Below are 14,684 nucleotides of genomic sequence, written 5' to 3'. Positions count from 1 at the left end.
CCTTTATTATCACTTAATGCTTATTGACTGTAGCAAGCACAGCCTTATCAACCACAACTTTATATTTCTTTCGCAATGAATCAACCCAATTCTTCTCAAGTTCCTTTTGATAATCAGAAACCACAAGATCGCGTACATCATCCAAAGACTCTGGTGCTTTCAACTTCTTACCATAGGTTGCACCAATAGGAAAGTCCTTCATCTCTTTCACAGGAACACTCATTCCAAACACCTGCTCATCGACAAGTTCACTATCACCCTTACGGAAGATTCCCTTCTCAACACGTATGCGAAGTGTGCTATCAGAATTGAATGTCTTACGCAGTGCATCATTCCATTGTGCAAAAGGGAGTCGCTTCACACAATCCCTCACAGCCTCAACATCAGCTTGATTCTTTACATGATAAGCAATGCCTTTAAAGCGTGGTTCAGTCCATTTATATTGTTTCCTATGTTTGTGGAAATAGTTTTCTAAGCCCGTAATATCTGCTGAAGCCTTATCCCAAACCATACGATTACTCATCTCAACCATCAATAAGCCATCATAATACTCACGGATAAGATTCTTCAAATTAGCATCCTTTTCTTCCAGTTCCGCAAGTTGTTTATCAAGTAATTGCTCACGAGTTACACCCTTACCTGCCTGCTGAACAAGGCTATCTAACTTCTTATCGACAATCTGATCACGCAATCCACGCATCTCAATAAACTGTAAGATCCTTGCATGCAACGAATCATAAGGAGCCAATCCTTCATGTGCTATCATCTTAATAATGTGATAACCATAAGGAGAAAGTGTTGGTTTACTAATCTCACCAGGCTTCAATGCCAACATAGCACACTCGAACTCCTGTACAGTCTGCCCCTTTTGTAGTAAAGGCAACTCGCCTCCATTCTGTACAGACTCTCGATCAGCAGAATACTTCCTAGCCAACTCTCCGAAGTTTGCTCCATGCTGTAAAGCATTATAGATAGAGTCTGCCAAGACCTTAGCTTTCAATTCTTCTTCTTTTGTCGCACGCTGGTTTATTCCTACAAGAATGTGTGCACAACGCCATAAGCCACCATTCGCTTCAATACTCTTCTTCGTCTCTTGATAAATATCCCGAGCCGCTTTCTCAATATCTGAGTCTGTTAGGAACGATGGACGAACCTGCTGATCTCGATAGGTAAGGAACTCCTGCTTGAAGGAAGACAATGTATCCAAACGAGCATCCAAAGCCGCTTGTACCTTCAACTTATAATTGATGAACAGGTTCACATAATCGGCTATACTCTTCTTATCAATGACTCCTTCTGCATTGTTCTTATTATATGAATACTCAAATTCAGAACGACTAACTGGATGCCCATTGATAGTCATTATGGTTGGGTCAATCTGCCCAAATACCATCGTGGTAGATAGCAGTGACAATAATAAAAGAGCCTTGATTTTCATTGTTATTATTTAAGACACACATACCCTCTCCACTGCTTTTACAGAGAAGAGGGCGGTTAATTATTAATCTGTTAATTACTCTGGACGAGAGTAGTTTGGTGCTTCACTCGTAATAGTGATATCATGTGGATGACTCTCCATAACGCCTGCGTTGGTGATACGAGTAAACTTCGCATTGTGCAAATCTTCGATAGAAGCAGCACCACAATAGCCCATTCCAGAGCGGAGACCACCAACAAGTTGATAGATAACTTCTTGAACAGTTCCCTTGTAAGGAACGCGTCCTGCAATACCTTCTGGTACCAGTTTCTTTGCATCACGGATATCATTCTGGAAGTAACGATCACGTGAACCATTCTTCTGCTCCATAGCCTCCAAAGAGCCCATACCACGATAACTCTTAAACTTACGACCATTGAATATAATCGTGTCACCAGGAGATTCCTCTGTTCCTGCAACCAAAGAACCAATCATCACACTGCTTCCTCCAGCTGCCAAAGCCTTCACGACATCACCAGAATAGCGCAATCCTCCATCAGCTATCAATGGCACTCCCGTTCCTTCCAACGCTTTATAAACATCATAGATAGCACTCAACTGTGGTACACCCACACCTGCTACAACACGTGTTGTACAGATAGATCCAGGACCAATACCTACTTTCACTGCATCCGCACCATTATCAACAAGGAACTTAGCTGCCTCTGCCGTCGCAATATTACCCACTACAACATCAAGGTTAGGGAAGGCCGCCTTTACATCATGCAACTTACCAATAACACCAGCAGAATGTCCATGAGCAGTATCGATGACGATAGCGTCTACACCTGCAGCAACCAATGCTTCGGCACGCTCCATGGTATCACCTGTAACGCCAACACCCGCTGCGACACGCAAACGACCCTTCTCATCCTTGCTTGCCATAGGCTTATCTTTAGCCTTTGTGATGTCCTTATAAGTGATTAGACCTACAAGATGATTGTCCTTATCGACTACTGGTAACTTCTCAATCTTATTCTCTTGAAGAATCTGCGCAGCGGCAGTAAGGTCGGTTTGTTGATGTGTAGTAACAAGGTTCTCCTTGGTCATCACGTCATCAATCAACTTATCCAAATGGCGTTCAAAACGCAAGTCTCGATTGGTCACAATGCCTACTAAGTGGTTATCCTCATCTACAACGGGGATACCACCAATGTGGTAATCGGCCATCATCGCGAGTGCATCCTTCACTGTTCTACCTTTTAAGATAGTCAGTGGGTCATAAATCATACCGTTTTCAGCCCTCTTCACGATTGCAACTTGGTGTGCTTGATCCTCAATAGTCATGTTCTTGTGGATCACACCAATACCACCTTCTCGAGCGATGGCAATCGCCATTGAGCTCTCCGTAACGGTGTCCATTGCCGCTGTAACAAAGGGCACATTGAGATCAATGTGGCGTGAAAACTTGGTTTTCAACTGTACCTCTTTGGGTAATACTTCCGAATAAGCTGGGATTAAAAGGACGTCATCGTAAGTCAATCCGTCCATCTTGATCTTTTCTGCAACAAATGATGACATAATGATTTGGAAATTTATTGCATGCAAATTTAGTAATTAATTATCAAATAGACAGGCTTTTCCTCCATTTTCTCTAATCGAATTAAAGCTATTTAACGGCAGCTTAGTACGACAATAGAATATCTATAATATCACATGGAAAAAAGATATAGTAACGGATGTTCTGATCTTCTTCTGGATATAAGATTCGTGCATTTCATACATCTTCTAACTAGTAGTTGCAAACTAAAGAGAACCGACCTCGTTAGCAACAGACAAGAGATTGAAAAAAAAGAGACGCCTTCTTCACATCAAAGAAAGCCTCCCTTCACAACAAAGGAAGCCTCTCTTCAAATCGAAAAAAGCACTTCCTTTAAGTCAAAATTATATTTTTTATATGCGATTAGTTTGCCATCTCTGACAGAAACTTTATACGTACCAACCGGATAACATCCTCACTATAATCACCACCAAACTCTTCCATTGCCACATCTAGGCTATCTGTCTCACTGTCCATGAAGTAGTCATAGATGTCATTGATTGTATCATCATCGTAAACATCCTCTAGGAAGTAATCGATATTGAGCTTCGTTCCACTATAGACAATCTCTTCAATCTTAGTGAGAAGATCATCAAAATCAAGTCCTTCTGCCGATGCAATGTCATCAAGTGGGAGTTGTCTGTCAATGCTTTGGATGATTTTTACCTTCTGCATAGACTTCTTTGCGACCGTTCGCACACGTAGTTCTTCGGGACGTTCGATGTGGTTTTCTTCGCAATGTTGCCTTATCAATTCACAAAACTCTTTCCCATAACGCTTCGCCTTACCTGCTCCTACCCCTTGAATGTTCTGTAGTTCCTCTTCATTAATAGGATACATCATTGCCATCTGCTCTAAGGATACATCCTGAAAGATGACGTATGGAGGAATTTCTAACTTACGTGCTATCTTCTTACGAAGGTTCTTTAGCATAGAGAAAAGCTCCGGATCGAGAACTGCAGTGCCCGTCAATGGTGTATCATCGTCCTCTTCATCCTTAAATTCGGCATCCATTACGATCATAAACGACGTTGGCGACTTCATGAAGCGTTTGCCTGCTGCTGTCAACTTCAGTAATCCGTAATTCTCGACATCCTTCTTCAAATAACCAGCCAAGAGTGCTTGTCTGACTACAGGGTTCCATATCTTCGGGTCTTCATCTTCGCCGGCACCGAAGTCTTCAAGCTCGTTGTGCTTATGATCTTTTTGATCATCTGTCGCCCTACCTTTGACGAAGTCAATGACATACTCTTGTCGGAAGTTTTCTTTCAAAGCCTTCACTGCTTGGAGAACTATCAAGAGCTGATTCATTGCCTCAATCTTCTTCTTCGGGTGCAGACAGTTATCACACATACAACAATTATCCTTTGGATATTCTTCACCAAAGTAATGAAGTAACATCTTACGCCTACAAACAGACGATTCAGCATAAGCCTCAGTCTCTTGTAACAGCTGCCTACCAATGTCCTGCTCAGCTACAGGCTTTCCTTCCATAAACTTCTCGAGTTTCTTCAAGTCGTTCTTTGAATAGAAGACAATACAGATCCCTTCCTCACCATCACGTCCAGCACGTCCTGTCTCTTGGTAATATCCCTCCAAACTCTTCGGTATATCGTAATGGATAACGAAGCGTACATCAGGCTTATCAATACCCATTCCGAATGCTATTGTAGCCACAATAACATCCAACTCCTCCATAAGGAAGTCGTCTTGAGTCTTCGATCTCGTTTCCGAATCGAGCCCTGCATGATAGGGCGCAGCCTTTATATCATTAGCTTGAAGGATGGCTGCCAACTCTTCCACCTTCTTACGTGAAAGACAATAGATGATTCCGCTTTTACCAGTATGCTGCTTAATGAACTTAATTATTTGCTTGCTTGTATCGTCATCACTCCTCTTTGCACGTACCTCATAGTATAGATTAGGACGATTAAAAGAGCTTTTAAACTCGGCACAATCCTCTATTCCAAGACTACGAATGATATCCGTCCGCACCTTATCGGTTGCAGTTGCAGTGAGCGCAATGACTGGTGCAGCTCCAATAGTATCTATTGCATAACGTATCTTACGATATTCTGGACGGAAATCGTGTCCCCATTCAGATATACAATGAGCCTCATCAATCGCATAAAAACTTATCTTCACCGACTTTAGAAACGCCATATTCTCCTCTTTATTGAGAGATTCTGGGGCTACATAAAGTAGCTTTGTGCGTCCGGAAACAATATCGGCACGAACCTTATCTATCTCAGCCTTCTTTAAAGATGAGTTAAGATAATGCGCTACACCATCCTCTTCACTGATACCATTGATGACATCTACCTGGTTTTTCATTAATGCAATAAGAGGCGAAACAACAATAGCTGTACCCTCCATTATCAGTGATGGAAGTTGATAACACAGGCTTTTACCACCACCTGTAGGCATTAGTACGAAGGTATCATGTCCTGCAAGAAGATTGCGTATAATGGCTTCTTGATCACCTTTGAACTTCTCAAAGCCAAAGTAATATTTAAGTTTTTCGGTAAGATTGAGCTCTTTTGTCATGTTAATAGTTGGTGATTTCCTATCCGTTTATGGTTTTGGTAGAAACAAAGAAAGTCTGCTGATGCAGCGTTACACACTACATCGGCAGACTATACATATATGTTATGAGGCTGCCCCCGATTGTTGGATATGAGCCTTATCGAGCTGTTGACGAACATATTGTTCCGTCACCTCAAATTCTTTTACGTCTCTTGATGGGACTTCAAACATAGCATCCATCATTACAGACTCTACGATTGAACGTAGTCCACGGGCTCCTAACTTATATTCAACAGCCTTGTCTACAATACTATCAAGAGCTGCTTCTGTGAAAGTGAGCTTTATATCGTCCATTTCAAACAGCTTGATATACTGCTTAACAATGGAATTCTTTGGTTCAATAAGGATGTTGCGCAAAGCTTCTCGATCGAGTGGACTAAGATAGGTAAGCACTGGCAAACGACCAATTATCTCTGGTATAAGACCAAAGGACTTCAAGTCTTGTGGTAAAACATACTTCATTAAGTCCTTTTTATCTATCTTTGCAATATTCTGAACAGAGTTATAACCAATCACATGTGTATTGAGTCGCTGTGCTATCTTACGTTCAATGCCATCGAAAGCACCACCACAAATAAATAAGATATTGCGAGTATCCACATGGATATAGTCCTGATCAGGATGCTTACGACCACCCTTTGGTGGGACGTTAACCATTGTGCCTTCCAATAACTTCAGCAATCCTTGCTGAACACCCTCACCACTTACATCACGTGTAATACTTGGGTTATCACTCTTACGGGCAATTTTATCAATCTCATCGATAAATACTATACCACGTTCAGCGGCTGCTACATCGAAGTTAGCTACCTGTAACAAGCGTGAGAGAATACTCTCCACATCCTCACCAACATAACCTGCTTCGGTGAATACTGTTGCATCGACAATGGTGAAAGGAACATCGAGAAGTTTCGCAATAGTACGTGCCAATAAGGTCTTACCAGTACCAGTTGAACCCACCATAATGATGTTGCTCTTCTCTATTTCTACACCATCTTCGTTCTTCGGTTGCTGAAGTCGCTTGTAATGGTTATACACTGCAACTGAAAGATAGCGTTTAGCTTCATCCTGTCCAATGATATATTCGTCAAGATACTGCTTAATTTCTTTGGGCTTAGGAACCTCCTTTACCTTAAAAGCAACACTACCAGTATTCTCATCATCAGCCAATGCGCCTGTCTGTGTAACTATCTTGTAAGCCTGCTGTGCACAATCTTCACAGATGTAACCATCCAACCCTGTGATGAGAAGCTTTACTTCCTTCTCACTGCGACCACAAAAACTACATTTCTTCTGGGGCATTATTTACTCCTTTACTTATTTGATTCTGTATTGTCATCAGACGTATTGAGGACATTATCGGAAGACTTCTTAACAAGAACATCATCTATCATTCCATATGCTTTAGCCTCTTCTGCGTTCATCCAATAGTTACGATCACTATCATTCCAAACCTTCTCGAAGCTCTGATGGGAATGGTCACTAATGATAGTATAAAGCTCTTTCTTGAACTTCATAATCTCTTTTGCTTCTATCTCAATGTCGGATGCCTGACCTTGTACCCCACCCAATGGTTGATGGATCATAACACGACTATGCTTTAGTGCAGATCGCTTCCCTTCTTTTCCTGCAACCAATAATACTGCTGCCATAGATGCAGCCATACCAGTACAGAGGGTTGCGACATCACTAGAAATAAATTGCATGGTATCATAGATACCCAAGCCCGCTGTCACGCTTCCACCTGGTGAATTGATATAAATAGAGATGTCTTTACCAGGGTCAACAGAGTCCAAGTAAAGAAGTTGAGCTTGTATTGTATTAGCAGTATAATCATCTACTTGTGTACCAAGAAAGATGATACGCTCCATCATCAAGCGTGAGAAAACATCCATTTGGGTAACATTCAACTGACGTTCCTCAAGTATATAAGGGTTTAAGTATTGTGCTTGTGCCTTAACAACATCGTCTAGCACCATACCATTCATCCCTAGGTGTCCTGTGGCAAATCGCCTAAAATCATTCATTGTAATCCTTTCTTATATAATAATGTGACAAAAATAGAGGTTATCGACCTCCCTTATTATTGCCATATTCACAAAGAGTATGCCATAAAACAGGCATCTTCTCGCTTACTATAAGCAAAGATAAGGAAAAAAACCGATAACCTCTATATATAAAAGAAGATTTTTCTTAAAATTATTACTCGCTTACAAGTTTGTTGAACTCATCGAGAGTTACAGTCTTAGTATTTAGCTTCACTACCTTCTTAATAGCGGCAGCGAGCTTACGATCCAATGCTGCTTCTACGAAAGAATCGATATTCTCACGCTTCTTTAACATCTCATCAGCATAACCATTCAAGTAGTCCTCTGGCACATTGGTCATACCATATTGAGCGAACTGGGCACGTGCCATCTGGCGTGCACTCTCACGTACATCATTATCATCGACCTTAATATCATTAGCTTGTGCTAGCTGTTCCTTGATTAAGTGCCATGTAAGTTCTTTGACGCTCTGCTCATAGTTCTTCTCTACAAACTCTTCACCCTTATCCTGGTTGTTAGCCAACATAATGCGCTTCAAGAGAGCATCTGGGAAAGTAAGATCGCCCACTTTCTTCTCACAATAAGCACGGAGATCCTGAACGAACTTATAGTCAGAATCACCCTTCAACTGCTCTTTCAAACCATCAGCGATAGCCTTGCGGAATGAAGCCTCATCCTTTATCTCGGTATCTTCACCATATACGCTTTTCCATAACTCAGCATTATTCTCTGCCTTAACAAAGCGTGAGATTTCAGTGATCTGATACGAGAAGTTACCCTTATGTTCAGCAACTTCTTCCTTCTTGATCTTCAATAGAGAAGACACCTCGATATCGTTATCTGGGTAAGCTGCAGTAGGATTGAAAGTGATAATATCACCAACCTTTGCACCATCAAAGAGCTTCTTCTGATCCTCAACCTTTATATATTGTGGCATCAAAGAAGCACCCTCTACAGTAATACCACCTTCAAGAGTATTACCATTCTCATCCAACTCACGAAGATCACCCTTCAACAAGTCACGCTGTTCTGGATCGAAAGTCTCTGCCTTATCATAGTGACCTGCACGGCTCTGGAACATCTCAACTTGCTGATCAATCAGCTTATCATCAACCTCAATCTCATAGAAGTCAATCTTGTTCTTACCATTTAATTCGATCTTAAACTCTGGTGCAACAGCAATATCAAACTTAAACTCATAAGGTGCAGGTTGCTCCAACTCTACAGGCTTTTGAGCCTCTGATGACATTGGCTGACCCAACATCTGAATCTTATTATCAGTAATATATTTCTGTAGATTCTCGCCTAGGATCTTATTGATAACATCCATCTTCACCTGTGGACCATACTGACGTTTAATCATGCCCATTGGTACTTGCCCCTGGCGGAAACCTGGCACATTAGCACGCTTACGATAATCCTTGAGGGTCTTCTCAACCTCATTCTTGTAGTCAGACTCTTCTACTGTAATGGTCATCAAACCATTTACTTTGTCTGGATTTTCAAATGAAATCTTCATCTTGATATTATTGAATTTATGTTTAATTATTATTTATCAAATGTTTACATACACGCTAAGAGTATTGCACTTCATAGGGTATTTGGTGTGCAAAGATACTTAATTTTTCGCACAACCTTATCATATATAGAGGGAAATTTGTTTTTTTAACCTAGGTAGTAATGGTTAAAAACGAACTTATCAGCACTCTTCAAAACTCAAATCCCGACCCTTTTCCTCCAGAGAAGGGATCCTTTAAGAACCCAATTAGCAAGAGTTCTTATAACAATCAGTCTTCTCTTTTCTCTTATTAAATGTTAATTTTAGTATTAAAGTAAGATTCTTTTCACAAAAAGAATTACATTTGTCACAAATAATACAATAAACCTAAACAGACATAAATACTAACCGACCTAAACGAACAAGAAACCTAAATCAAGTTTACCAGGTCGATATTATTCATCTAAGACACAATACTTAATATGAAACAGCAATTTAGGAAGCTAGGAATGTTTGCAGTTGCAGCTGCCATTTCTACAGGATCTGCCTATGCAGGAAAGTCTGCTATGCAACCTATGACAAGTTTGCCTGTCATGCAACAGGCCAATAACACTTGCACAGGACAGGTTGTCGATGCTAATGGTGACCCTATCGTGGGAGCAACAATCATGGCAAAAGGGACTACACATGGAACCATTACCGACCTTGATGGTAAGTTTTCTCTATCTAACGTAAAGGCTGGTACAATCATTATTGTCAGCTATGTTGGTTATGAAAAGAACGAAATTATGTGGAGAGGAGGCTCACTTAACGTTACCTTAAAAGAAAGTACACAAACCATGGATCAGGTTGTTGTCATTGGTTATGGTAGTGTTCGCAAAGCCGATTTGGCTGGTTCTGTAGCGGTAATGAACGACAAAGCCTTCAGAGATCAGCCTATTAAGAACGTTAGTGAAGCCTTCCAAGGACGTGTAACAGGTGTTAATGTTGTCCAAAGTGGCGTACCTGGTGGTGGCGTAAAGATCCGTGTGCGTGGTACGAGTTCTATCCATCGTAACAACGACCCACTATATGTTGTTGATGGTATTGTACGTGAGAATGGACTCGACGGTATCAATACTGAAGATATCCAAAGCATACAAGTTTTGAAGGATGCATCGTCTACTGCCATCTATGGTAGCCGTGGCTCAAATGGCGTTGTACTCGTTCAGACCAAGCAAGGAAAACAAGGTCAACAGAGTATCATGTTTGATGCTAGCCTCGGAATTGCCAACGCTTACAACATGCCTAAGGTGATGACCACAAAGCAATATGCACAGGCTTTACTTGATGGAGGTAAGATTACAAACCAAGCAGAGCTACAACCTTACCTCGATGGTACGAAGCCTGGCATTGATTGGATGGATAAGATTCTCCGCACAGGAACTATTCAGAACTATAAACTTACGATATCTAAGGGTAATGCCGACACACAATACTACATGAGTGGCAGCTACCTAAAGAATAAAGGTGTCGTTGAGAATACTCAATTTGAACGTTATCAAGCTAAACTCAACATTCACTCTCGCCTTTATAAATGGTTTGAATTCACAGGAGACCTCGATTACAGCCATGGAAAGAGTACAGGAGGTGGTTTTGATATGTCGCAATATAATCCACTATGGATTGCTGAAAACTACTCTCCAACCATGGAGATGTATGACCAGAAAGGCAATTTTATGAAGGATCCTTATAACTCAATTCAAGCCAATCCTTATGGTATTTTGATTGCAAATGCTAGTCAATTTCGCACAGATATACTCACTGGTCATGCAGACTTAAAGTTCCATATTCTTCCAGGACTTACCTTTACCAGTACCAACGGATTTGATTACTTTGATGGCAAAGGCTATAGTTTCTCAACCACAAGGGTACTTCCTAAGAGTAGTATGGGCAACAATGATCATCAACGTGCCACTTTACAAACCACCAATAACCTTACTTATACGGGCGCATGGGACAAGCATAACCTCACAGCAACAGGTGTATTCGAGGCTACACAGAGTACCACTCGTATGATGGGGCTCAATGGTACTAACCTTCAAACAGAATCCGTTGGATGGTGGGATTATAACAATGCAACTAACCGAGGTGGTTCAAACGATTACAGCAAGTGGGGACTTCTCTCATGGGTAGGTCGTGTAATGTACAATTACGATAATCGCTACATGCTAACAGGAACGTTCCGTGCCGATGGTAGTTCACGTTTCTCAAAGAAGAAGTGGGGCTATTTCCCATCTATCGCTGCGGCTTGGACCATCAGTAATGAGAAATTCATGAAACCAATCACATGGATTAGTAACATGAAAATCCGTGCTAGTTATGGTCTTATCGGTAACCAAGGAGTACCAGTATATGCAACTTTAGGCACCATGACCGCTACTAACTTTGACTTCGGAACATCAACGACTTACACAGGCTACTGGGCTAAAAACATCGCAACCCCAGACCTAACATGGGAGAAGTCGAAACAGTTTGACATTGGATTAGATGTTAGCTTCCTCAATAACAGGCTGGAGTTGAGCATTGACTACTTCAATAAGAAAACCTCCGATGCCTTATTAAAGAAGTCACGTACATACTATCTCGGTGGTACACAATACTGGGTTAATGCTGGTGAAATTACCAACAAAGGTCTTGATATTGCACTTACAGCACGCATCATAGATACTCCAGAACTTTCATGGACATCTACTATCAATGGTTCTTATCTAAAGAATAAAGTCGTAAAGTTGACATCACAAGATCCAATTCTCTATGGTAGCTCACCTTCTCCAGGCACAGTTGAACCTTCAACTATCATTAAGGAAGGGCAACCTATTGGTACATTCTATGGTTACAAGTGGGCAGGTCTAAACGCAAATGGTCTCGACAGCTACTATGCAGCCGATGGGAGCATCACCACAAGTCCCCAAAGTGCAGACCGACAGATACTCGGTTGTGCTAATCCAGACTTCACAATGGGTTGGAACAACTCAATTACCTATAAGAATTGGGAGTTCAATGCTTTCTTCAATAGTGCCTTTGGAGCACAACGATTGAACCTTGTTCGCTTCGCAATGAACTCCATGGTAGGTGCTTCAAAGTTTGTTACTGCAGCCGATTACATCAGTGAGATTGGTAAGACAATGCCTGCTCTTAATGCTGTAGGGAACAATAACCTTGGCAACTCAAGCAAGTGGATTGAGAATGCAGATTACTTCCGCTGTGAGAACATAAGCATAGCATACAATATTGCTCGCAAGCACACTCACTTTGCTGATATACGCTTAGCATTGAGCATACAAAACCTCTTTACAATCACAAGCTACAAGGGTGCGGATCCTGCAGGTATGTCTTTTTCTAACAACAACGTCGACATGGACAATGGTATTGATATGGGCACATATCCTAATCCACGCACCTTTACATTCGACATTCGCTTTAACTTCTAACAAAATAACGATATGAAAAGAAATATATTCTATGGCTGCATGCTCCTTGCTTCAGCCCTTACGCTACAAGCATGTAGTGATATTCTAGACGAAGACCCAAAAGGTAAGCATACCCCTGGTAATTTCTTCGCTTCACAAAACGACCTTGATGAAAGTCTGTATGCCCTCTATGAGCAGGTGAATCATACTCAAAACTACACCAATCCAGGCTATCCTCAATGGCAAGGTGACGATATTACGGCTAATCCAGGCTCTAATAAGCAGGCTTGTGCAGAGATAGATAAGTTCCAAGTATCCGATAATAACAAGGGTGTAAGAGATGCTTGGAGACTGCATTATAATCTCATTCAGGCAGCTAACTACATCATTGACAATGCAGAGAAGACGCCTGTTGCTAAAGAGAACATCGACCTTGCCATCGCTCAAGCACGTTTCTGGCGTGCATACGCATACTATTATCTTGTGCGTGTGTTTGGTCCTCTTCCCATCAATCTACATAATGAAGATGACAACGGAACAACTAAGTTAACTGATGTTCAGGGCGTCTATGACCTCATCGTATCGGATCTGGAGGCTGTTGATGCTGTCAATCTGCCAACACATTACACATCAGCTCCAGCCCAACTCTTCGGTGTTGACGTCTATGTAACGCAACAGGCGGTGAAGTCAACACTATCCGCAGTCTACATGTCAATGGCTGGTTATCCTCTAAACAAGGGTCAGGAATATTATGCGAAGGCTGCAGAAAAGGCAAAGGAGGTTATTGATGGTGTGAACAGCGGCAAGTATAACGCTACTATGGATGCTGATTGGCGTAACGTCTATTCGTATGGTAACAACTACAACAAGGAGACTATACTTGGAATCAACTTCTCCCCGACAAAGAATTGGTCGACTGATTCAGAGTTCTCAAGCTGTTGTTTCTTTGAAAGTCTCGGTGGATGGGGCGATGCATGGGGTGAGATTAAGTTCTGGAAAGACTTCCCTGATGGTCCACGTAAGCGTGCCATCTATGATCCACAAATACGTTTAAAGGATGGAACGCTCGTTGATTGGTGGGCACTTGATGGTAGCGGTAAGCCTATTGTGGCAGAGCGTCACCCAATGTTCTCCATCTTTACCATCAATGCAGACGATAATGGCAAGGAGATTAAAGCACCTTACGACTACACCAAGAAGCCTTACAAGGGTATGTGTACCGACACTCGCCATCAACTCATACGCTATCCAGAGGTATTACTATGGTATGCAGAGAGTGCAGCACGCAGTGGTGGCAACCTCGCACTGGCTAAGGAATGTTTGAAGAAAGTGCGTGCTCGCGCTGTTGATGGGGCTGCGGCAACAATCGTTGATGGTGTTGCTATTGATGCTATGACCCCTAACCAGCTTGCAGAAGCTGCCTTTAAAGAGCATGGATGGGAAGTTGCTGGAAACTGGGTTGCCCTTGCTACACGCCGAAGTGATGAGTTGCGTATGAACATTCTACGTAATAACTTCGAGTATCGCAAGGCTAACGCACCACTCACAGTAGCCGCAGGGTTCGTTGCAACAGAGAGTGTTCCAGTCACAGGAACATGGAATGATAACATGAACTACTTGCCTTATCCAGGTACAGAAGTTGAGAAAAATCCGAACTTGAAACGATAAGTTCTTTATTTATTAAACCTATCCTGCTCACCTATTGCTTACTCTTCAAAAGAGTTTGCGATAGGTGGGCTTTCCATATTATAGCGATTATAACTACTCAAAGCAATGAGTGAAACCCATTGTCTCTACTATAACTTAATAAGAGTAATCCCCCTGATTATCTGCTTCGAAAGTATCGCTTACCAAGGCAAACACCATAACAAACTGACCAAAGAGACTTGTACTGAGATAAGTAAATACACCCAATGGTTTCAGTACTACCATTGTCTTAACGAAACGAATCTAGAGTTTGTTTCACAAGAAACGCCCCTCTCCATTCGAGAAAGGCGCTTCTTCATATCGAAGAGGGCATTTCCTTGTATCAAAGAAACGTCCCCTTTGTTTTTGACTAATACTATTCTATCCTCTATTCATT

At 41.7% G+C, this 14,684-nt stretch carries 9 protein-coding genes; 2 read left to right on the top strand and 7 right to left on the bottom strand.

The genetic code is table 11. From position 1 onward, the window contains the following. Positions 1–13: 13 nt before the first annotated feature. The 6 genes from O3603_RS08605 to tig form a co-directional block, all read right to left on the bottom strand. On the bottom strand, positions 14–1,438 hold the full coding sequence (locus O3603_RS08605) for a peptidylprolyl isomerase (RefSeq protein WP_371522215.1): 1,425 nt from the start codon (positions 1,436–1,438) through the stop codon (positions 14–16). Positions 1,439–1,513: 75 nt separating this feature from the next. Then, positions 1,514–2,998: an IMP dehydrogenase gene (gene guaB, locus O3603_RS08600; RefSeq protein ID WP_371522213.1), complete on the bottom strand. Its 1,485-nt coding sequence runs from the start codon at positions 2,996–2,998 to the stop codon at positions 1,514–1,516. 382 nt (positions 2,999–3,380) lie between these two features. Next, on the bottom strand, positions 3,381–5,564 hold the full coding sequence (gene recQ, locus O3603_RS08595; RefSeq protein ID WP_314573415.1) for a DNA helicase RecQ: 2,184 nt from the start codon (positions 5,562–5,564) through the stop codon (positions 3,381–3,383). Between the two features lie 102 nt (positions 5,565–5,666). Continuing rightward, positions 5,667–6,905 (bottom strand): ATP-dependent Clp protease ATP-binding subunit ClpX, encoded by a 1,239-nt coding sequence (gene clpX, locus O3603_RS08590; RefSeq protein WP_371522211.1) that lies wholly within the window; start codon positions 6,903–6,905, stop codon positions 5,667–5,669. An 11-nt stretch (positions 6,906–6,916) separates the two neighbouring features. Beyond that, positions 6,917–7,630, bottom strand: a complete 714-nt coding sequence (clpP, locus tag O3603_RS08585) for an ATP-dependent Clp endopeptidase proteolytic subunit ClpP (protein ID WP_287315754.1) — start codon at positions 7,628–7,630, stop codon at positions 6,917–6,919. 175 nt (positions 7,631–7,805) lie between these two features. Beyond that, entirely contained in the window at positions 7,806–9,170 is a 1,365-nt protein-coding gene (gene tig / locus O3603_RS08580; protein WP_314868203.1) for a trigger factor, read from the bottom strand. Between the two features lie 488 nt (positions 9,171–9,658). Here tig and O3603_RS08575 point away from each other — a divergent pair, with 488 nt between their 5' ends. Further along, positions 9,659–12,622 carry a SusC/RagA family TonB-linked outer membrane protein gene (locus O3603_RS08575; protein ID WP_371522251.1) on the top strand — a complete coding sequence of 988 codons (2,964 nt, stop codon included), beginning with the start codon at positions 9,659–9,661 and terminating at the stop codon, positions 12,620–12,622. Between the two features lie 12 nt (positions 12,623–12,634). Beyond that, entirely contained in the window at positions 12,635–14,269 is a 1,635-nt protein-coding gene (locus tag O3603_RS08570; RefSeq protein ID WP_314868206.1) for a RagB/SusD family nutrient uptake outer membrane protein, read from the top strand. 135 nt (positions 14,270–14,404) lie between these two features. On the opposite strand, the gene O3603_RS08565 is transcribed toward O3603_RS08570, so the two are convergent. Beyond that, positions 14,405–14,533: a hypothetical protein gene (locus O3603_RS08565; protein ID WP_371522208.1), complete on the bottom strand. Its 129-nt coding sequence runs from the start codon at positions 14,531–14,533 to the stop codon at positions 14,405–14,407. Between the last annotated feature and the right edge of the window lie 151 nt (positions 14,534–14,684).

Source organism: Prevotella sp. 20925_1_30 (assembly GCF_041433025.1).
Classification (GTDB): domain Bacteria; phylum Bacteroidota; class Bacteroidia; order Bacteroidales; family Bacteroidaceae; genus Prevotella; species Prevotella vespertina.
Note: the sequence above shows the minus strand (reverse complement) of the source record. Positions and strands in the feature narration are given on the sequence as shown.

What these genes read in the sequence shown, in the direction of transcription:
- O3603_RS08575 (WP_371522251.1), top strand. Translation starts at nt 9,659, where the DNA reads ATGTTTGCAGTTGCAGCTGCCATTTCTACAGGATCTGCCTATGCAGGA.
- recQ (WP_314573415.1), bottom strand. Translation starts at nt 5,564, where the DNA reads ATGACAAAAGAGCTCAATCTTACCGAAAAACTTAAATATTACTTTGGC.
- clpX (WP_371522211.1), bottom strand. Translation starts at nt 6,905, where the DNA reads ATGCCCCAGAAGAAATGTAGTTTTTGTGGTCGCAGTGAGAAGGAAGTA.
- O3603_RS08565 (WP_371522208.1), bottom strand. Translation starts at nt 14,533, where the DNA reads ATGGTAGTACTGAAACCATTGGGTGTATTTACTTATCTCAGTACAAGT.
- O3603_RS08570 (WP_314868206.1), top strand. Translation starts at nt 12,635, where the DNA reads ATGAAAAGAAATATATTCTATGGCTGCATGCTCCTTGCTTCAGCCCTT.
- O3603_RS08605 (WP_371522215.1), bottom strand. Translation starts at nt 1,438, where the DNA reads ATGAAAATCAAGGCTCTTTTATTATTGTCACTGCTATCTACCACGATG.
- tig (WP_314868203.1), bottom strand. Translation starts at nt 9,170, where the DNA reads ATGAAGATTTCATTTGAAAATCCAGACAAAGTAAATGGTTTGATGACC.
- guaB (WP_371522213.1), bottom strand. Translation starts at nt 2,998, where the DNA reads ATGTCATCATTTGTTGCAGAAAAGATCAAGATGGACGGATTGACTTAC.
- clpP (WP_287315754.1), bottom strand. Translation starts at nt 7,630, where the DNA reads ATGAATGATTTTAGGCGATTTGCCACAGGACACCTAGGGATGAATGGT.